Annotated in this window: 23 protein-coding genes; 7 read left to right on the plus strand and 16 right to left on the minus strand. The window is 41.8% G+C overall.

The genetic code is table 11. The annotated features are described in order from the left end of the window. Positions 1 to 61: 61 nt before the first annotated feature. The 4 genes from ACEN9X_RS02895 to ACEN9X_RS02910 form a co-directional block, all read right to left on the minus strand. Positions 62 to 1,180 (minus strand): ATP-binding protein, encoded by a 1,119-nt coding sequence (locus ACEN9X_RS02895; RefSeq protein WP_413668978.1) that lies wholly within the window; start codon positions 1,178 to 1,180, stop codon positions 62 to 64. A gap of 21 nt (positions 1,181 to 1,201) precedes the next feature. Next, positions 1,202 to 1,546, minus strand: coding sequence for a hypothetical protein (locus tag ACEN9X_RS02900; protein ID WP_413668979.1), 345 nt, complete (start codon positions 1,544 to 1,546; stop codon positions 1,202 to 1,204). Continuing rightward, the gene (locus ACEN9X_RS02905) at positions 1,546 to 1,959 is read right to left on the minus strand and encodes a hypothetical protein (RefSeq protein ID WP_413668980.1); all 414 of its coding nucleotides are present in this window, start codon (positions 1,957 to 1,959) and stop codon (positions 1,546 to 1,548) included. Before ACEN9X_RS02905 ends, ACEN9X_RS02900 begins: the two co-directional genes overlap by 1 nt. Before the next feature lie 141 nt (positions 1,960 to 2,100). Then, positions 2,101 to 3,072, minus strand: coding sequence for a sensor histidine kinase (locus ACEN9X_RS02910; RefSeq protein ID WP_413668981.1), 972 nt, complete (start codon positions 3,070 to 3,072; stop codon positions 2,101 to 2,103). A gap of 523 nt (positions 3,073 to 3,595) precedes the next feature. Between ACEN9X_RS02910 and ACEN9X_RS02915 the strand changes: the two genes are divergently transcribed. The 3 genes from ACEN9X_RS02915 to ACEN9X_RS02925 are packed head-to-tail and all read left to right on the plus strand — an operon-like array spanning position 3,596 to position 6,365. Next, positions 3,596 to 4,468 carry an AraC family transcriptional regulator gene (locus ACEN9X_RS02915; RefSeq protein WP_413668982.1) on the plus strand — a complete coding sequence of 291 codons (873 nt, stop codon included), beginning with the start codon at positions 3,596 to 3,598 and terminating at the stop codon, positions 4,466 to 4,468. Between the two features lie 52 nt (positions 4,469 to 4,520). Beyond that, complete coding sequence (locus ACEN9X_RS02920) at positions 4,521 to 4,760, plus strand: hexameric tyrosine-coordinated heme protein (protein ID WP_413668983.1); 240 nt, start codon at positions 4,521 to 4,523, stop codon at positions 4,758 to 4,760. Between the two features lie 57 nt (positions 4,761 to 4,817). Continuing rightward, on the plus strand, positions 4,818 to 6,365 hold the full coding sequence (locus ACEN9X_RS02925) for an FAD-dependent monooxygenase (RefSeq protein WP_413668984.1): 1,548 nt from the start codon (positions 4,818 to 4,820) through the stop codon (positions 6,363 to 6,365). Between the two features lie 23 nt (positions 6,366 to 6,388). Here the strand turns inward: ACEN9X_RS02925 and ACEN9X_RS02930 are convergent, their stop codons facing one another. Further along, positions 6,389 to 6,829, minus strand: coding sequence for a DoxX family protein (locus ACEN9X_RS02930; protein ID WP_413668985.1), 441 nt, complete (start codon positions 6,827 to 6,829; stop codon positions 6,389 to 6,391). A gap of 167 nt (positions 6,830 to 6,996) precedes the next feature. Between ACEN9X_RS02930 and ACEN9X_RS02935 the strand changes: the two genes are divergently transcribed. Beyond that, positions 6,997 to 7,587 (plus strand): hypothetical protein, encoded by a 591-nt coding sequence (locus ACEN9X_RS02935; protein WP_413668986.1) that lies wholly within the window; start codon positions 6,997 to 6,999, stop codon positions 7,585 to 7,587. Here ACEN9X_RS02935 and ACEN9X_RS02940 read toward each other — a convergent pair. From ACEN9X_RS02940 to ACEN9X_RS02960, 5 genes are all read right to left on the minus strand, one after another. Then, entirely contained in the window at positions 7,584 to 8,165 is a 582-nt protein-coding gene (locus ACEN9X_RS02940) for a Crp/Fnr family transcriptional regulator (protein ID WP_413668987.1), read from the minus strand. The genes ACEN9X_RS02935 and ACEN9X_RS02940 overlap by 4 nt on opposite strands. Positions 8,166 to 8,231: 66 nt before the next feature. Next, on the minus strand, positions 8,232 to 9,089 hold the full coding sequence (locus tag ACEN9X_RS02945; RefSeq protein WP_413668988.1) for an SDR family oxidoreductase: 858 nt from the start codon (positions 9,087 to 9,089) through the stop codon (positions 8,232 to 8,234). 469 nt (positions 9,090 to 9,558) lie between these two features. Beyond that, positions 9,559 to 10,608 carry a family 43 glycosylhydrolase gene (locus tag ACEN9X_RS02950; protein WP_413668989.1) on the minus strand — a complete coding sequence of 350 codons (1,050 nt, stop codon included), beginning with the start codon at positions 10,606 to 10,608 and terminating at the stop codon, positions 9,559 to 9,561. 110 nt (positions 10,609 to 10,718) lie between these two features. After that, on the minus strand, positions 10,719 to 11,753 hold the full coding sequence (locus ACEN9X_RS02955) for a LacI family DNA-binding transcriptional regulator (RefSeq protein WP_413668990.1): 1,035 nt from the start codon (positions 11,751 to 11,753) through the stop codon (positions 10,719 to 10,721). 359 nt (positions 11,754 to 12,112) lie between these two features. Then, positions 12,113 to 12,778 carry an O-methyltransferase gene (locus ACEN9X_RS02960; protein WP_413668991.1) on the minus strand — a complete coding sequence of 222 codons (666 nt, stop codon included), beginning with the start codon at positions 12,776 to 12,778 and terminating at the stop codon, positions 12,113 to 12,115. A gap of 217 nt (positions 12,779 to 12,995) precedes the next feature. Here ACEN9X_RS02960 and ACEN9X_RS02965 point away from each other — a divergent pair, with 217 nt between their 5' ends. Both ACEN9X_RS02965 and phnN read left to right on the plus strand, forming a co-directional pair. Then, positions 12,996 to 13,793: an endonuclease/exonuclease/phosphatase family protein gene (locus ACEN9X_RS02965; RefSeq protein ID WP_413668992.1), complete on the plus strand. Its 798-nt coding sequence runs from the start codon at positions 12,996 to 12,998 to the stop codon at positions 13,791 to 13,793. Between the two features lie 66 nt (positions 13,794 to 13,859). Further along, entirely contained in the window at positions 13,860 to 14,417 is a 558-nt protein-coding gene (gene phnN / locus ACEN9X_RS02970) for a phosphonate metabolism protein/1,5-bisphosphokinase (PRPP-forming) PhnN (RefSeq protein ID WP_413668993.1), read from the plus strand. Here phnN and ACEN9X_RS02975 read toward each other — a convergent pair. From ACEN9X_RS02975 to ACEN9X_RS02990, 4 genes are all read right to left on the minus strand, one after another. Continuing rightward, complete coding sequence (locus ACEN9X_RS02975) at positions 14,414 to 14,854, minus strand: N-acetyltransferase family protein (protein ID WP_413668994.1); 441 nt, start codon at positions 14,852 to 14,854, stop codon at positions 14,414 to 14,416. The genes phnN and ACEN9X_RS02975 overlap by 4 nt on opposite strands. 299 nt (positions 14,855 to 15,153) lie before the next feature. After that, on the minus strand, positions 15,154 to 16,527 hold the full coding sequence (locus tag ACEN9X_RS02980) for a COG3014 family protein (protein ID WP_413668995.1): 1,374 nt from the start codon (positions 16,525 to 16,527) through the stop codon (positions 15,154 to 15,156). A 113-nt stretch (positions 16,528 to 16,640) separates the two neighbouring features. Beyond that, on the minus strand, positions 16,641 to 17,234 hold the full coding sequence (locus tag ACEN9X_RS02985) for a penicillin-binding protein activator LpoB (RefSeq protein WP_413668996.1): 594 nt from the start codon (positions 17,232 to 17,234) through the stop codon (positions 16,641 to 16,643). Between the two features lie 53 nt (positions 17,235 to 17,287). After that, positions 17,288 to 17,704 carry a hypothetical protein gene (locus ACEN9X_RS02990; RefSeq protein ID WP_413668997.1) on the minus strand — a complete coding sequence of 139 codons (417 nt, stop codon included), beginning with the start codon at positions 17,702 to 17,704 and terminating at the stop codon, positions 17,288 to 17,290. A 220-nt stretch (positions 17,705 to 17,924) separates the two neighbouring features. Here ACEN9X_RS02990 and ACEN9X_RS02995 point away from each other — a divergent pair, with 220 nt between their 5' ends. Next, positions 17,925 to 18,410, plus strand: a complete 486-nt coding sequence (locus ACEN9X_RS02995) for a nuclear transport factor 2 family protein (RefSeq protein ID WP_413668998.1) — start codon at positions 17,925 to 17,927, stop codon at positions 18,408 to 18,410. A 207-nt stretch (positions 18,411 to 18,617) separates the two neighbouring features. Here the strand turns inward: ACEN9X_RS02995 and ACEN9X_RS03000 are convergent, their stop codons facing one another. Both ACEN9X_RS03000 and ACEN9X_RS03005 read right to left on the minus strand, forming a co-directional pair. Next, complete coding sequence (locus ACEN9X_RS03000) at positions 18,618 to 19,469, minus strand: methylated-DNA--[protein]-cysteine S-methyltransferase (RefSeq protein WP_413668999.1); 852 nt, start codon at positions 19,467 to 19,469, stop codon at positions 18,618 to 18,620. A 100-nt stretch (positions 19,470 to 19,569) separates the two neighbouring features. Then, positions 19,570 to 19,923 carry a DUF488 domain-containing protein gene (locus ACEN9X_RS03005; protein ID WP_413669000.1) on the minus strand — a complete coding sequence of 118 codons (354 nt, stop codon included), beginning with the start codon at positions 19,921 to 19,923 and terminating at the stop codon, positions 19,570 to 19,572. Positions 19,924 to 19,961: the final 38 nt, after the last annotated feature.

The raw sequence follows: 19,961 nt of genomic DNA on the forward strand, positions 1-19,961 counted from the left end.
TTTCAATCAATAATAAAAGATGTTTTTATCTTTTATTATTTCCTTACTTAAACATGACCGTTTAAGCCATCAATTTCACCGCCTCCTGCCCGGTAGTATTAAATTTACTTTGCTGACTAAGCGGCAGACTGAAAGAAAATACGGCCCCGCCATCTTTTCCGTTCTCGGCCTTTACCGTGCCACCATGTTTTTGAATAATATTTTTCACAATATACAGGCCCAAACCTTTGCTGTTTTTTTGCCTTACCGATTTTTGGTTGCACTGGTAAAATTTTTGGAACAACGCCTGGCCGTTTTCTTCATTAATGCCTACACCCTGATCATGCACCGATACTTCAACATCATTTTCATTGCGGTCAATATTGACATTAATGTGCGAGCATGGCGGCGAAAATTTGGCGGCATTGGTTATATAATTGATCAATACCTGTGTGATCTTGTATTTATCGCCCCTAACTAAAATGCCATCCGTAGCAGGGTATTTGCAAAAACGGTGCCCGGGGTACAGGATCCTCATTTCTCCAAGCACGGTCTCAACCAGGTCATTAATATCAAATAAACTAAAATTGAGTTGTGCAGATCTGTCATCACTGGTTGAGGGCGATAAATATTCATCAATCAATTTGGTCATCCCGTTAATATGCTGGTCAACCATGGTTAATAATTTAACCGGCTGTTTATTAATGCTGTGCCCCAAATGATTGATCAGGAACTGCGTATTGAGTTTAATTATGGTTAAAGGAGCACGCAATTCATGGTTTACAATAGCCATGCTCAGGCATTCCTCGTTAACTTTCTGGGTAACATCTTCAATGGTGCCAATCATTTGTTCGGCAGTACCCCACCTTCTTGAGTATAAAACTCCTGTAAGCAAGATCCATTTTTCACTGCCGCAGGGAGTTACAATTTGCACCTGTTTTTCAAATTTGGTGCCATTAAAACAGGCCACCTTAAACTCATGGATCAGTCCGCTCAATTGTGCAGGCTTAACCAAGCCAAAAAGTTGATCAATTTTTTCGTCATACCCTTTTGATAGTTCAAGGATCTTGCGCATCCGCGGGCAAAAGGATACCTTGTTTGATTTGAGCTGAATTTTCCAGTTACCTATATACACCGCTCCTATGGTAGGTTCAGGTACCACACCCATCCTGTTTTCCATATTTCTGATTTCCCTGTTCATTTGGATCTGTTTTCTTGTATTTTATTTTATCATTGATAGATTTAACCTGATTACACTATTAAATTTCGACCATAACCTCAGTGACATCCCCCTGATGTACGATTTGTAATCGCTCATCAATATGCCTTTCATCTCATAGTTGGTTACCCGGATTGCGTACACCAAACTGCACTCATTGTTTTTACCGGATGATTTGCAGTGATACGTTTCCAGTATCTCAAAATCATCGGGTGAGATGAGCTCATTATATTGCAGGCACCTGATATGTTCATTCTCAATAACAAAATCATGATTAAAACCCCGATCCTGCAGATCAATAATGAGGTTTATCAATTGTTCATCATCATGGTGCATATCAATATCCATTAAACAGGTGATGCTATAAGTTCATTTTCAATAGTGTTATTAGCTGCATTGCCTTTGTAAAGCCAAAAAGGGCCTTGCAAGGCCATGTAAAAAAGCAGCAGTAAAGCCTGCACCACAACAAGTGATACCGGAATACTTAGCGTTAAACTGAGAATGTTGCTCAGGATTAAAAAAGCAATATCGGCCGATATAAAACCCAAACCTGTTAGTTTAAGTAAGGGCTTGTCAGGCATGAGTATGATAACCAGTAAAGCAAATTTGAACGCACACATAACATACAACACTATGACGAAAAATTTGGCTGGTACCAGCGGCTCCATTAAACTTGTATTGAGTTTAATAAACAACCCTGTTGTTGCAAACATCAATACACTTGTAAAGAAAGCTACCGCGAAACAAATAAACTTTTTCATAGTGAAGGCTTTACGTGTTATCAGTACAATTAATTAATATTGAATAATTAACTGCTGTTTAACAATGTAAAGTTCGGGTTGGGGATCCCCTAAATCAATGTACTAATTATGGTTTCAGTAGTATAAATTACATATAGCCCTTTAAAACCGTGCGGGGTAATTTTCGTTTTCGATGTTCCCGAACTTTCTTTCGGCCCGGAAAATAAGCGTGATTACTACACCATTGTTATTTTCCATTTTAAAACTACCGTCAAGCTGCTTACTTAGCGCCTTCATCATTTCCATGCCCAAAGATGAAGTTTCTTTAATATCAAAACCCTGGGGCAACCCGATACCATCGTCGGCTATAGTCAGCATGATATTATTATCATCAAGTGTTCCGAGCGAAATGTTTATATACCCCCGTTTGTTCGGAAAAGCATATTTAATAGCATTGGTGATAGCCTCGTTAAGCATAAGGCCAACAGGTATAGCCTGGGCAACGTCCATTTTAACAGGCTCAATTTGTTGTTCAAACCTGATTCCGCGGTCATGAGTTTCGTAGCTATCGGCAAGATAATTAACCAACTCACTGATATAAACCGCAATATCAATATAAGCTACACTTGAATTGCTGTATAACTTTTGATGAATCAGTGCAATAGCTTGCACCCTGTTCTGACTTTCACGAATAGCCGCAATTGCCGCATTATTTTTTAAAAAAGCCGACTGGGTATTAAGCAGGCTCATTACTATTTGCAGGTTATTTTTAACCCGGTGATGCACCTCTTTTAACAGCCAGTCTTTTTCATCAATCAAACGGTCTTTGTCTACAGTTAGTTGCTGCACTACCTGGTTTTGCCCAATAACCTCCTTTTCTTTTAACCACAACTGGTAATTGATTTGTTGTTTTTGCCGGTACCCGGTATAAACTATGCCTAAAATGATAAGCAGTACAACAACACTTGTTGTTATAAAATCCCATTTAACAATTAGTAAGCTACCTTTTGTCCATAAAATATCATAAGTTATACGGTTATAATGCTGTGCCGGGGCGCTTACGGGTATCAAATGCAAGAAGCCTGTAAGTACCAGCTTACAATAAAACCGGGGCAAGTTTATATTGAAATTCACTTGATATTATTTTAATGATCAGCCTAAGACCCACAAATTTAGTTCGCCATACACGGTTCTACACTGATAAACCTGCGATCAAATTCAACTTATAAAAATAATATACTTACTAAACCCGGCCGATGTATTAAACACGGATTTTGATGTATAAATTACATATTGCATTTACCTTCTTACAATAAAGGCAATATTAACCTATATAATTAATAATCAAAATATTAGATACGCAACACCAATCTTAAGCTCTTTATTTAACCACGCTGTCCTGCTTTTCTGCGGCAAACTTTCTTCCTTTTCCTGATATCTTTTTAACAACTCACCGGCTAACAGATGATAGCATGTGGATATATGTTTAGTGACATAAAAGATGCGATATTTCGCTCCTTGAACAGCAATGTGATGATATTTCGTTAAGTCGAAGGACTTAAACAATAACACAAACATCTGATTATCAATAAAATAAAAACAACGGCACGAAATTAGAGAGCAGGCATATGCCATACAAGCTTTAAACTTCGCAGCCATGAAACAATTTAACGACTTTGCACCGCTACATTTTGAGAAAGTATCTTATTGCCTTCCTTTCAAAATCCATACTATTGAATGGATCAAAGAAAACGGCATCGATCTTCCCAATGACTATTTCATGCTGATATGGATAGTTTCAGGCAACGGTTATTACAGGCTCAATTTGCAAAAAGAGGCTGTAAACTCCAATCAATTACTGCTGATTAAACCCGGCCAGTTGCATGATCTTAAATTTAGCAATGGCCTGCATGGTTATGTAATATCGTTTACCGACTCGTTTTTGGATGCAGATGATTATGGCCGCGACCCTATCTATAGCCCCATCCATCAAATGTTTAGTCAAACGCAGATCGTTGCTATCAACAGCGAGCTGGCTGATGATATGAACGATATTACCGAAATAATGATGAAGGAATATAGCAGGCACAACCTTTACCGTGCAGAAATATTAAAACGCTATTTTAAAATCTTCTTCATCTATCTTTCGCGTCAGTTGGAATTTATGGAACAGGCGCCCAAGCAGTCGCGCAATACTGCCATATTACAAAACTTCATGAGCTTGCTCGATAAAAACTTCAGGGAACATAAAATGGTGGCCGATTATGCCGACAGGCTTTCCGTAACCCCCAATTACCTTAACGAAGTGGTAAAAAAATTGACAGGGCAATCTGCCGGCCATCACATCAGGCAAAGGATTGCAGCCGAAGCTAAACGGCAAGCTATACACCCTGATAACTGTATGAAAAAAATAGCATATGATCTTGGTTTTTGTGACATGGCCCATTTCAGTAAATTCTTTAAAAATGCCACAGGGACCAGTTTTTCCGATTTTAAGAAAAGGGGAACTGTATTACAACCCGTTTTTTAATCCAATTTCATAAAAGCATTCATCAACCTTTTAACCAATTAAATTTATCATCATGTCAGAATCTGTACAACTAATCCCGGGCGACTCGTTAATCACAGCAACACCGCAGGAGGGCCGTGAACTTGCTATTAAAATGGCCAGGCTCATCATCAAAGTAACACAACCCGATGCCGAAATTCGTGGAAAGCTGAGAGGGGTTTACGCCGAAGATGCCGCAATGCTCATTGCTGTAGGGCAAACAGTGGCAACCGAATTTGCTACAATAGCTGCAGCTAATAATTACTGGCGATAGCCCGGCAATGCCCTTGCCTTGCCAATTAATTTCATATTTTAAAGCCGGTAATACATCGTGCAAACACAAGTAATTATTATCGGTGCCGGGCCAACCGGCTTAATGGCCGCCTGCCAGCTGGCCCGCTTTAACGTTGATTTTATTATTATCGATACCAAGCCCGCGCCCACTCACGAGTCGCGGGCTATGTTGGTTACTGCCCGCAGCATGGAAATTTACCAGCAAATGGGTGTAGCTGATACTGTTTTGCAGCAGGGACAGATGATCAACAAATTTGCCATTTATATGAACGGCCGTGAAAAAGCGGCACTTGAAACTGCCAACGCAGGCAACGGGCTTACCGATTTTCCTAACCTGCAGGCATTTGAGCAGTTTAAGAACGAGGAACTGCTTTACGAGCAATTAAAAGCAACGGGGCGTGATGTTTTATGGCGAACCAGTTTGGTTAGTTTTGAACAATATGAAGACCATGTTGTGGCCAGTCTTTATGATAAAAGTAACCCATTCAGAAAAATAAGTATTAAAGCCTCCTACCTGCTGGCTTGTGACGGGGCATCAAGCCTGGTAAGGCAGCAGTTAGGACTAAACTTTGATGGAGGTACCTACCAAAATAAGTTTTTTGTTGCCGATGTGCAGCTTAACTGGCAGCAACCTGCAAACAAGCTCATCGCATCACTGTCGCGTGTTAATTTCTGCGCTTTTTTTCCGATGTATGGCAATAACAGTTACCGCATTTTGGGCACCCTGCCCGAAAGCTTTTCCGGCAACGAAGATGTTGGCTCTGATGACCTTAAAGACGTGATCACCGCGAATGTTAAACTGCCGTTTAGCGTCGAAAAGTTGAACTGGTTTTCGGTTTATAAGCTACATCACCGCTGTGTTAACCGGTTTAGGGTGAATCGCTGCCTTTTGCTGGGTGATGCAGTGCACATCCATAGCCCCGCAGGCGGGCAAGGGATGAATACCGGTTTGCAGGATGCACATAACCTGGCCTGGAAACTTTCCCTGGTATTGCAGGGCGTTGCTGATGATAAACTTATTGATACTTACCATGACGAGCGATATCCCTTTGCCCAATGGCTCATGAAATTTACCGATAAAATATTTGCATTTATGACAAGCTGTAACTGGTTCATATATCAAATGCGCACCTACATGATGCCTCATATTTTACGTCTTGTGCTATCAACAAAATGGATTTCAAAACGCGTTTTCAGGATATTGTCCCAAATTTGGTATTCGTACAAAAAAAGCCTGCTTTCCCTGCAATTTATCAAGCAAAAGCTAAAGTTTTGCGCCGGCGACAGATGTCCCTATATTTTGACAGAAATTGATGGCAAATTGCAAAGCATCTATCATTTGCTCACGGAACCGAAGTTTCACCTATTATGTATCGGTAGCAGTGGATACGACAAGCACATTCCAGATCACTTAACAGCTTACATCAAGGTAGTTAATCTGCCTCTTAATGAAGGCTGGGAAAAATCAGGGGTAAAATCAGGACTTTATTTACTAATAAGGCCCGATAATTATATAGGCTTGCTTAGTGATGAAATGAGCCCGGGGTTAATAACCGGCTATTTTAATACATTTAAAGGTAACTGAACAGCAAAAGGCTTTAACAGACATTAAGCTTCATCGTATATAAAATCAATGCTCCAGCGATAAGTGGCTATGCTTGCCAGCAATAAACTACCTGCACTATCAGCCCAAACCGAATAATTAAAAGGAGCCTTGAATCCTGAAAATATCGTCATGCAAAGCGCAAAAGTAAGCGTAAGGGCAAAACTTGCGTAAGCCGCTGTACGGATCTTAAAACCTGCAATAAACATGATGGCTATGGAAACCTCGGCCACCGTTGCTAAAAAGCCCATGACACCTGCCATCGAACGACTCAAATATGGCATCAGTGTATTGGTATAAACTACAAAATTGTCCCAGCTACCCCAACTTACCTGATTTTGGCCTGCCGGTCCCATGAAACCCAACCGATCGGCCACTGGCAACAAGAAACCGATAGCTAATGCAAAGCGGAGATAAAGTTGTGCTATTTGAAGGGTGTTTTTCATCTGTGAACATTTATGCATCTAAAATACAGGTTTAAAATCCCGCTTAAAAACGTAAAATCCATGTTTACACAAATAAGATAAAAGTGTCATCTTTTTGTTGAGAGGCAGGAATCTGAACATTTATCCAGATTTTCTACAGAATGTGAGGGTAGTATAGCACCTTTCACATGCCTGCGATAAGTATAAAAAAAAGGGCCGCGGCCTACGTTACCTCATTAATGGAAGAAAACCTTCCGGCAAACATGTATTTCCATAATTTGGGACATACTCAAAGAGTTGTAGACGCAGCAATTGAAATTGCCGGGCATAGCAAAATAAAAAAGCCGGAGCTAACCGTCCTAACTGTGGCCGCCTGGTTTCATGATACCGGCTACCTTTATCATTACAAGGGCCACGAAGATACCAGCATGATCATTGCAGGTACTTTTTTAATGCAGCACCATTACAATAACGATTTTATACAACAGGTATGGGATTGTATCGAAGCTACAAAAATTCCGCAGTCACCCCAAAACCTGATAGAGCAGATTATTTGCGACGCCGATATGCGTCATTTCGCGTCGCCCGATTATTTTAAATGTGCCAACAATTTAAAACAGGAATGGGAAGTACATTTGGATAAGCACTACGGCGATGAAGAGTGGCACAGTTTAAACCTAAGGGTATTACAACACCACCAGTACTTTACTGATTACGGTAAAACTGTACTGCAGGCAGCAAAAGAAAAAAACATCGACCAAATGAAGCAAACGGCTTAATGCCGCTTTACAGTTTCCTTTCGTACACGGCTTAAAGTTTCAGGAGTGATTCCCAAATATGATGCGATCATGGCCTGCGGAACCCTTAACGACAGATCAGGATATTTCTGAACAAAATCAAGATATTTTTGCTCGGCAGTAAAGGAAATGGCCGAATGGATCCGGTTTTGACTGGTGATAAAGCTCTTGTTGATGATAGCATTCACCATATCATTAAAGGGCGGTATTTCGCGGCAAAGGTTATCAAAATTTGTTTTGGTGATCAGTATTAGTTCGGTATCTTCAATAGCGTCAATATTATTTCTGGATGGCTCGCCGGTAAGCAGGCTGGCACGGTCGCCGGTCCACCAGTTTTCTTTGGCAAAGCTCACTATGTTTTCGCGGCCGCTTTCATCAACGCTGTAAAAACGCACCAGGCCCTTGGTTATAAAGGCATTATATTTCCAAACATCACCTTCCTGCAACAGATATTGCCTTTTACGAAGCTTTTTATAAATACACACGGCTTCGATTTTAGCATAGTCGGCATCGGTAAGGGTTGTTTTCTGGCTGATGTATTCTTTAAATAGCTCAAACATATAAAAGCAAATATCCCCTTTATCCGGGGATATTTGCTTCTGTTCGGGTCATATTTTTATCAGCAGTTATGCTGTGTATTTACTTAACCATTTGGTTTTAATGGCAGCACGTGCATCAATAAATTCCTGGTCGGTACCCTGGGCCACGGCATCAAGCGGGTAACGCAATGGTCTTGTTCCTTTTTCCATTTCCACAAGCCTCAGTATCCCATCGGCAATGGTTTGCGGATCCATATTAAACTCGGCCATTTTGCTGAAAAGCGCGGTGCCCATGGCGTTGAATTGCTGTGCCGAAGCTTCACCATATTCGGCAACAACTTCTGGTTTATCAGCATGGATACCTGCTTTACTGCCATTGTTCATTTCGGTTGGATATACACCGGGCTGGATGCTTACGTTTTCGATGTTGTACTGTGCAAGTTCATCCTGTAAACCCTCGGTAATACTTTCTACCCCAAATTTGGAGGCAAGGTAAGGGATCATAAATGGCAGGGTATGGCCGCTTGCACCTGATGTAATGTTAATGATCAACCCGTTCTTAGCTGCGCGCATGCCCGGCAAAACTGCAAAGATAGTACGGAGAGCTCCGTAAAAATTCACTTCAAACATCTGCCTGATCTGGTCAAGCGAGTAGGCTTCCAGTACCCCAAAACCTGAAACCGCCGCATTATTAACCAGGACATCAATATGGCCGTATTTGGTTAAAGTATATTCAAAAGCTGCTTTAACTGAGGCATCATCAGTAATATCAACTTCAACTACTTCAACATTTGGCAGGGCTGATAACTCTCTGGCCACAGCTTCGTTTTTGCCATTTATTCCACGCATACCTGCTATTACGGTATGGCCTGCATTTGCAAGGGTTATAGTGGTTAATTTACCAAATCCTGTACTTGTTCCGGTTATAAAAATTGTTTTTGACATTTTGTATCGTTTTTTTGTTGATACAAATCTATCGCGACGCTACAACCTGTACATTGATATTTGATAAGAACGAAATTGATATTTGTCAAGAAAATGGGGAGTATACAAGATTCTCATTGTTGTAAGCGCAGCGTGGCAATCCCCGATTAGTTGAGGGGTTTTACAAGTCTGCTCTGCATTGTTTGAGATTCCTTTGTTTTTTTATAATGACGTGTTTGTAAGTTATTGGTTATTAGGTATATTTTTTGATCAATTTTATAACATGGGCGTTCCCGTTAGCTAACGGGCCGGGCTATCCGCTGCAAGTCCTCGCTTTGCCTGCGCACAATCCGGCGCACGCTGTGGGCTTTACGCTTCTATCCCTAACGCGGCCCCGCACAACACCGCTAAAACATTTACACGTCATTACATCTTTTTCAGATTCTTACCCGCAGTGACGATCTTTAAACTAAGAAGTGAACAGAACTCTTTACTTCGTTCCTGAAGGTACAGCCAATGGTTGTCCATCTTTCAGCGGCACGCCAAAATTTGGTGAGCCATCTTTATTCCAGGTAAATTTCTGAGCGCGAGGCGAACGTTTATTACCGCAGCCTTCGTTAGGATTTGAATTGGCATGATACAGGATCCATTCCTCCCTGCCATCGGGCGACTTAAAGAATGAATTATGTCCCGACGCATATACACTATTTTCCGGCGATTGCTTAAATACAGGCTGTTCCGTTTTTATCCATGACGCGGAATTCAACAGGTCGCTGTTTTTGGAAGCTGTAAGCATCCCCAAAGCATAAAAATCAGTCCAGCAGCCACTGGCCGAATAGATCAGGAATAGCTTATCCTTATGTTTTAAAATTTCCGGTCCTTCGTTTACACTCACGTGTGCCGGATTGCCGGCATCATTTAAATCGCCATTGGTTTCCCATTGGTAGGCCGGACTTGATATTTTTACTCGTTCGCTGCCAATGGTCTGGGCATCCTTCATTTTGGCAATGTAGATATTTTGCTGGCCATTATGGTCACCCTCCCAGCCCGACCAGATCATATACCAGCTTCCGTTATTTTCAAATACTGAAGCATCAATGGCCCATTTATCGGTACTGTCGGCTATTTTTCCTTTAAATTCCCAGGTACCTTCCGTGGGATCGGCCGACTTATTTTCGAGCACATAAATACGGTGATTGTTGTTATCGCCGTTATCGGCAGCAAAATATACGTACCACTTGCCTTTTATAAAATGCAGTTCGGGAGCCCAAAGGTCTTTTGAGTAAGCAGTGCCTGCAGGAGGCGCCCAAACAGCCTTTTTAGGCGCGGTACTTAGTTTGGTAACATCCTTCGTTTTCCAGATAACAATATTGCCACCTGTTGAATTGGTATAATAGTAAAACCCATCCTTATAAATTACCCAGGGATCGGCTCCTGATGGCAGCAAAGGATTAGTAAAAGTTTTATCACCGGTGTTTTGCGCCATAGCAGCTTTAGAAAATAAAAGCAGCAGCAAGCAAACATTAAACAACTTCTTCATAGGGCTGAAATGTTTTAGCTTGGTTTATAATGCGCTAAAAGTCTGTAAAAGATTTTACAAAAACAACAAATGTTAAGAATACATTTATTAAACAAGCAGCGTTGTTTTGCCTACGCCTTTACCGGCTGGGATGAGGCGCGGATGAAAACCTGGGTTGGTAATACAGTAGTTTCAAACTCGGTAACAGGGCGCTTGCTTTCAATGATGCTGATGAGCATTTCGGTAGCTTTTTTTCCCATTTCAAAGCCGGGCTGATAAACTGCACTCAACGGCGGGTTTAAAACTTCGGCCAATTGGGTGTTAGTGAAGCCAAGCAAAGCGATATCCCCCGGGATCTTATAACCTAATTTATGCAAGAGCGATAAAGTAGTTGTCGTGATCCTGTCGGATGCGGTAAAGATGGCGTCTGGCCTACTCTCAGAAAACAACTCGCTTAGCGCGTTCTCTATTTCGGCAAGGTCTTTACCGCCATGAGGGCAGTATTTGATCAGCCTTTCATCGGGCTGCATGCCATGCTGTTCAAGCGCCTTTTTATATCCTCTCAATCGTTCGGCGGTGATGGATACGTTTACCGAACTGGTAATGTGCGCTATTTTGCGGTACCCTGCGCCAATTAATTGCGTTGTGGCATCATACGCACCGGCAAAGTTATCAGCCACCACCTTGTGGGTATCAATTTCATCGCTTACCCTGTCAAAGAAAACTATCGGTAAGCCTTTTTGGTGTAGGTTTTTAAGGTGATCGATATTATTAGTTTCGGTTGAAAGGGAAATCAGTAAACCATCAATGGAACGAAAAGTCAGGTGGCGCACATTCTGCATCTCCAACTCATACGATTCATGGGTTTGTGTAATGAACACATTGTATCCCTTGCTATGCGCTACCGATTCGATACCATTGATCACCTGCGAAAAAAACTGATTCTCAATAGTGGAAACTACAATCCCAAGAGATTTGCTGTTTCCCCGTTTAAGACTTTGGGCATTTAGATTAGGCTGATAGTTAAGCCTTTGAGCACATTCCAACACAAGCGCCTTAGTTTTTTCACCAATTTCGTGACTGTCTTTAAGCGCCTTGGAAACCGCCGAGGGCGAAATTCCCAACTCTTTAGCAATATCCTTTATAGTAACTCCGCCAAAATTCATTTCGTCCCCTGCTTATGATCTCAAAATTAACAATCCGGTTGTATATCGGATAGTAAACATAAGAAAAATAAGTTCTACACGGGATAAAGATGTATTATGCCTCGTAATCTCGCATTGATAGCCATGAAATTAAATTCCAGAAAGCCGTTCATATATGCTCATTCAAGCTCAATCATTTGAAAGTTTGTCAATTCCCTCCTTGGGGAGGGGTGCGTTGGAATGTGTAGCGGCAGGGAGGGGTTTATGCGTTATTTCAAACAAACAGGCCAATTGATGAAACCCCTCCCTACACCCTCCCAGGGGAATCGAACAATCCCCCACTTTTTGTCTTGCTTATTAAAACCAGCGGGTAATGATAATTATTTCACAACCACTATAGCCATACCGTCATGCTCTTTAGTACCTACAGTTTGGATAATAGTAGCTGCTACCTGTTTATTATCGGCAAGGGCTTTATTAAAACGCTGTACTCCCCTAACCCGCTCATCGTCACAGTTATCGTCGAGTACCTTACCCTCGCGGATCACATTGTCGGCAACAATAAGGGTTCCCGGCTTTGAAAGTTTAAGCGCCCATTCAAAATATTCGGTATAGGGCGGTTTATCTGCATCAATAAATATCATATCAAACGGCCCTTCATCTTCGGCATCAAGAGCAGCAAGGCTGTCCATCGCTTTCCCTACTTTGATATCTACAATTGGATCCAAACCGGCTTTGATGATATTTTGATGGGCAACATCGGCATATGCCTGTTCCAACTCAAGTGTGATCAGCTGACCATCGGCAGGCAGCGCACGGGCCATCCAAATGGTGCTGTAACCGCCAAGCGTGCCTATTTCCAGGATCTTTTTGGCGTTACATAACTTAGCCAGCACCTGTAAAAACTTACCCTGGTTGGCTGTTACATTGATACCCGGGATACCTGCATCTTTCATGGACTTCAAAGTACCTCTCAGCACCGCATCTTCATCGCCCAGCAGGTTACCTATATACTGATCAACCGATTCAAAAAGTGAAGTATCCATAATGTTTATTTTGGTTGTGATAAAATTAAACACTATTTACCGAAAACCATTGTAAGCTTATTGTTAAACAAAAGCAGCAAAACGTCTCAATTGTTAACTGTTCGGGATAAAATATCATCACTTCGTTTAACGCATATCAATTATTAATCAAAAACTAATCATCAGCTAATAATTAACGAATGTTGATTGTACAATTTAGATTGCTGATATTGCTGATGTGGAAAATGTTAAGATTATCACCATAAATACGTGGAAATGTGATGGCGAATACCGGCTGCGCATGGACATACTTGCCAAACAACTTAAACAATTAAAACCCCATGTTATAGCTTGCCAGGAATGTTTTTATAGCGAAGAAGCCAATGCCGATACCCTGAAGTTTTTGGCCGATGAATTAAATATGAACTACAGCTTTTTACCCGGCCGGTCGAAAAAACGCCCGTTTGAAGGCAAGATGGTTAACAGCACATCCGGACTGGGCATATTATCCGTTTATCCGGTTACCGAAGCCGAAAGCTTTGATTTGCCAATAGTGCCCGAAGACAATGACCGCAAGGCTTTTAAGGTTGATATCGACCTGCCATCGGGAAAAACCTTAACTGTAACCACTACCCACCTCACACATTTAGGCCAGCAAAAAGGTTTAAGAAAAGCGCAGGCCGAAGCACTTGCAGGTTTTGTTACTGAAGAAACACCGAACCCATACCATATCATTTGTGGCGATTTTAACGCTACGCCCGATTCGGAAGCCGTTATGGCTTTCATGGAACTGGCAAAAGCCACCGATTGTTATACCCTGGGTAACGGTACTGAACCGCATTATAGCTTAACTGATGCCTATTATAAGGCTAACAAACAGGTATGTATTGACCATATTTTCACTTTACAATTGCCCGGGATAAATAACTATCCGCAATTTATTGATTCGGCCGTTGTGTTAAATACCCCCGACGAAACAAGTGGCTTATATCCAAGTGATCATTTTGGCATAACCACCACACTTTTAATCCCCTAACCTACGTTATCAATAAAACAATTAACACAACCTGATACTTTCACGATAAAGTTTTTGTACCCAATTATGAGTAAGCTATTTTATGTTATTGGCGCCTCCGGAGCCGGAAAAGACACCCTGATGAACTATGCCCGCAAACAGATCAACGGATCGGAAAATGTAGTATTTGCTCACAGATATATCACCCGTCCGCCGTTTTCAGGTAACGAGAACCATGTTAGTTTAACTAACGAAGAATTTGCATTAAGGAGCAAAGCCGGCATGTTTGCTTTAAGCTGGGGCAGCCATGATAAATACTATGGCATAGGTCAGGAAATAAACAACTGGCTTAACAAAGGTTTTAATGTGATAGTTAATGGCTCTCGCGAATATCTGCCCATTGCACAGCGACTTTACCCCGATCTGAAAGTAGTATTAATAACAGCGAGGCCTGAAATTATTGCCAGCCGTTTGGCCGTTCGTGGGCGGGAAAATGCTGAGGAAATTGCCAAACGCATAGCCCGCACTGCCGAACTCAATACCAATCTCGAAAACTGCATCGAAATACAAAACAACGGCGCTGTTGAACTTGCCGGAAACGAACTGGTAAACCTGATCTCGGTAACAGAGAAACAACTGGCTTAAACCTGCTTTACAAATCCGGAAGACTTGATCTCATAGCCCATTTTCTGATAAAAGACATGGGCAACTTTCCTGTCGTCACGGTTACCACTATTAATGATCACCGTATTCAGGCCTTTTTCAATGGCATAGCCTTCACAGGCTTTAATCAGTATTTTACCGATACCGAGATTGCGCGCCGTTTCCTTCACAACAAAGGCAAGCACCCTGAGATATTTGCCTTTCTTTTCATAATAGTTGCCTTTTACCAGGCCTGCCATGCCCACTATTTCATCCTTATAAACAGCTAAAATTGTTTTATAATCCGGATGAACAAAGATAGGTTCCATGCGGGCCTGCATTTCGGCCACGGTGGTCGGATAATTTAAATCGGTCATGAGCACCGCTATAGTTTCAACATCTCCCTCATGGGCGTCCCGAAGTATTACCTGATTTACCATTTGATATCATTATAAAAGCCACGCAGGCCCGATAGCCCTAAAACAAATGTAGCCGTGCAAAATTCTGTTTTAATTATTAACATTTTATTAGCCGGCTATAAGAAATGGTTGGAAATACGTGATAGAATATACCCAGAAAGGGGTATTTCCGGGTGGAAATTTTAAGTCTATTTTTACAAAAAAATAATAAAGAAATTTTCAAAGGCAATAAATAACCTAAACCCTATTATATAAATCAGCCATCTGCTCTGAACAGCAAATGGCTTTTTTGTTTATATAGAAATTCGAGTTGTTGCCAGCTATCTTAAAGTTGCATAATTATAAAACTGCAACCGGCCGGTACCCTGCACCGTGATAGTTTTGGTTTCGGTTGCTCCCTGCGCATTCTTAAGGGTAATATGAACCTGATTGTCTCCTTTTTGTAAAGGGATGCGGGTATAAGAAATATAAGCCGGCAAACTTTGCCAGTTACGGGTATCGGCCTTTTCGGATAGTAAGCTGTACAGTTGGATACCATAACCAAGCCCTTCCAACAGGCCATTAGTTTTGCCATCGCTTTTTGCGGCAGCACGCAACGAATACTCGGCTATTTTTTTCACCGCAAGGCGCGATAAAATACCGCTCATTTCTTTCAAAGCACGTTGTTGTAATGTTTTAAATGCCAGTTCATTGATATCTTCTGCTTTTACCAGTTGCGCTTCCTGGTTATTAACAGAGATACTCGCACTTGAATAATAGGGCGTTTGCGCAACGTATTTAGGAAATGCAACACGAAGGCTTTCAACCGATTTGGTATTTACCCTGTTCCTGTCGCCATCATAATTGAACGGAACCACTATGCCACCTGCAGCATCAGTAAAAAATAAATCGCCGTTACTATTGCGGATCAGGCTAAAAAACAAGTCGACCTGAGTTTTTACAGGCGCAAGACCATTTTCCCAAAAGAAGATCAGTTCCCCGCCATCCGAGGGTTTTACAGGTTCGTATTTAATCCCAAAAGTTGTTTCAAACTGATCAGCCTCGGTTGTAAAACCATTCAATTTTGCTGTGCGGATCACATCCTCTTCCAGCTCAATTGGCATAGTGGTACCATAATAAGTTTTATCGGGGCTTTTGAGGTAAATTTCAGCTGCGTTCCGGTATGATATAAATGCGTTATTTACGTCATTATTGCTTTCATACAACATGCCCTGCAAGGTTAAGGCAAAGGCATCATTTGAATAGCGGTTGTCTTTGTTATTATACTTGTCGCCCTGCTCCTGGGCCTGCAAGGTGATGCGGCGAGCCTCTACAATGGCATCTTCAGTTTTATTGAGATACAGATAGTTAAGCGCCTTGTAATAATGGATCATGAACTTTTCAAAATCCTCACCTTTATATTTTTGCGATGCCGAATTAAGCAAAACGCCAACGGCAGCGTCTGAAGCACTGGTCAGCCCTTCGTCAAGTAACTGATCGGCCTGGTTAAAGTAGTTGTTGCTGTTTTCGTATTCGCCTTTTAAATGGCAGATCCTCCCCTTCTCCATCAGGTACAGGAGTTTATTACGGGGCGCCTGGATGAGGCTGTTTTTATCAAGCTCTTTCTCGGCCTGGGGATAGTTACCAGCCGAAACATTTTTATAATAAGGCGCAACACTTTGATTATAGGTTGAACACGCCGATAAAAAAAGCATCAGCCCGATAAAAGAAAATACCCGGAGAATATGCGTACGTAAGTTGACCATTATTAAATGCAAACTGCCCCGAACACGGTATACCATGTTCAGGGCAATAATGTATACGGGTTTTAGTTTTTAACGTATTTGGCAATTTTCTTTTCGCCTATCCAAACTACTTCATTTGTCTGGATATTGGTGAGCTCAAGGTTTACCTGGTAGTAAACAACTTTTTGGCGTTTGTGCGCGTCAACAATAGAGTTGATAGTCCCCTGAAGTATGTAATCGGCACCGTTTTCCAACCCAAATTTTTTCATGGTTGATACAGATGCATTTGTTTGCTGATCGGCTTTTTCGGCACGTAACTCATCACGTTTTTTGCCGCCCTGTACCAAACGTACCTTTTGCGATTGAATGAATGCGCTTTCGATATCGGTGAGAAATGTTTCAGCATCAATATGCTCGTGGCTTTTGTTTTGTACAAAGCCAACAATAACTACCGGGCGTTTGCCCTGATGCTCGTTAAGGTGGGTATCGATCCAGTTGGCACCTAAAATTTTGCCGGTAAGTTCGTCGGCCGCCATACGTGCGTCACTGTTATTCCAGTTGCCGCTAACATCAATTGTTTGATCGGTGCTCACGCGTGTAACCTGCCTTGAACATGAGGCTATAAAAATTCCTGAAACTGCTATCGCAGCAACTGCTAAAATCCTGTTGAACTTCATCTGTAGTGTATATTATAAATTATGATATGTTAGATTGAATGCTATGCCAATTGTTACCAGCCAAAACCGATACCAATGCTTGTGCGGCCTCCCCAGCGGCCACCATAATAACCGCCCCAACGGTTACCCCAGCCATAGTTAAGGAATGGGGAATAAGAGTAACCACCGTATAAACCCCATGAAGGTGAATAGTCATAATATCCGTTCATCCGCTCTTCATGCCTCCATTCGCGGTTTTGGCGGCGACGCTCTAACCTGGCTTCATACCAGTCGTACGCTTTATAAGTATTTTGTATGGTGGTGCCATGTAAACTGTTTAAGGTATCGGCAACCCTGATATATTTTGCCTGGCTTTCCATGTAACGCGGGTTCTGATCGGCTACTAACGATGCTGTTTGCTGGGCTTTTACGGTACCGCTAAACAAACCGCCTAAAAGCATCAAGGCTATAATGAAGATATTCTTTTTCATCGCGCTTAATTTGATAAGTAAAGTTACGTAAAATGGTGTCCAAATATTACACCGGTATTAAGTATAAACCGTTAAAATATGTTAATCGGGAACTTTTTGACTTAATTATGAATTGAAAGCGCGCCTACAAACCTTTTTTAGCTATAAAAACCGTCAATATTACTGTCACCATAAGCCCTGCCGGTGCGTCATTGCAATATATTTTAATACATTTAATATCATGAAAAAAGCAACCTATATCCTATTTGCTATCGGGATTGTTATATCGCTGTTCGCAGCTAACGCCAATGCCCAAACCTCGGCCTTTAAACCAAAAGATCAGCAATTATTTAACACTATTGCACATATGGACAGTGTAATGTTCAACGCATTTAATAACCGCAACCTTGATGTTATGAAAACGCTGTTTACCCCCGATGTTGAATTTTATAACGATGGCAAGGGTGTAAGCGGGTATGACGCAACCATGGCCGGCTTTAAAGGCATCTTTGAAAACAAACAAGCCGCCGACCTGCGCCGCGACCTGCTGAAAGAAACACTTGAAGTGTACCCCATGCCCGGCTTTGGCGCTATTGAAATGGGAACACACCGTTTTACCCACACCGAAAATGGACAACAGATCATCGGTTTAATGAAGTTTGTACATGTTTGGCAGTATAAGGATGGGCAGTGGAAAGTGAAGAGGGTGGTGAGTGTGGGGCATTAAGTTATGGTAAACTCAACAAAAAAATGTCATTTCGATAGAGCATGGGAGGGTATGAGCAATGGGAGCGAAAGAGAAATCTTATACGCCCAATAGAGTCGCCCTGCGTATCGCATAAGATTTCTCATCCTTACCCGGCTATTTCCCGGCTCTTCAAGGATTCGAAATGACATTTTTTTAAAGCAGCGAACATTCCCATCCTCAAAAAGCTTATTCAACCCTTTCCTTCAAAGCAGCCTCCCAGCCTATGATGGCATTTTTGCGGGTGCTTCCCCAATGGTACTGGCCTATCTCACCGGTTGATTTGATTACGCGGTGACAGGGGATCAGGAATGCTACCGGGTTGCTCCCCACTGCTGTTCCAACGGCGCGGTAAGCATTTTCACTACCTGCTTTTTTAGCAAGCGAGGCGTAAGTAGTTAATCCGCCGGCAGGTACTTTTAAGAGCGTTTCCCATACCTTGATCTGAAAATCAGTGCCTTTCAAATGTAGTTTGATCTCATCGAGATGGTTCCAGTCCTGCGTAAAGATAAACAGCGCATTCTGCTGGATCCTATCTACCAATTGATTATATACAGCGTTCGGGAAATTTATCTTCAGTTGTTCCAAAGCTTTTTCTTCGCCTTCATCAACAAAAGCCATGTGGCAGATACCTTTGCCTGTCGATGCCACGATCACCTTACCAAAAGGAGTATCCGCAAATGAATAATTGATCTGCAGCATTGCCCCGCCATTGCGGTATTCGCCCGGTGTCATTCCTTCTACCTTGATAAACAGATCGTGCAGCCTGCCACCTCCCGAAAGACCGGTTTCTAATGCAGTATTGAAAACATTGGTATCTTCCTGCTTTAATATTCCCTTGGCATGTTCCACACTTAAATATTGCAGAAATTGTTTCGGGGTTACCCCCGCCCAATCCTTAAACATCCGCTGAAAATGGAACGGACTTAAATTAACATGATCTGCAACTTCTTCCAGCTTGGGCTGGCTTTTAAAATTCTCCCTGAAAAAGCCTATTGCATCAGCTATGCGGGTATAATCTATTTCTTGCTGGGTTTTCATAATGTCTTATTATTAAATAAATTCAATTGTGTTTTTATTCTTTTATAACACAAAATTACCGCCCCAAACAGCCTTCAACAATCCGATTCTTGCGGAGTTGCTATGCGATATGATCATCAATTATAGTTTTTAATACTACAGCATTATTTAATGCTAACTCCTTTGAAGAAAACACCAGCGTCACTTTTTTATGCTGTTTGATATAATCGATCAGTTCAGGCAATGCCTTAGTGCTATCAATCTCGTCCCGATATCTTTGGCAAAAGGCGTCAAATTTGTCAGCATCATGGTTATACCATTTCCTTAATTCGTTAGACGGCGCAATCTCTTTAAACCATCTGTCGATATGTGCGTCTTCCTTTTTTATGCCGCGGGGCCAAAGGCGATCTACCAGGATACGGGTGCCGTCACCTTGGGCATAAGGCTCATAAACGCGTTTAATTTTGATATCCATTGTATGTATTTATTAAGGTTTAAAACTCCGCAAGAATC

This window comes from Mucilaginibacter sp. Mucisp86 (assembly GCF_047324315.1).
Taxonomy (GTDB): Bacteria; Bacteroidota; Bacteroidia; order Sphingobacteriales; family Sphingobacteriaceae; genus Mucilaginibacter.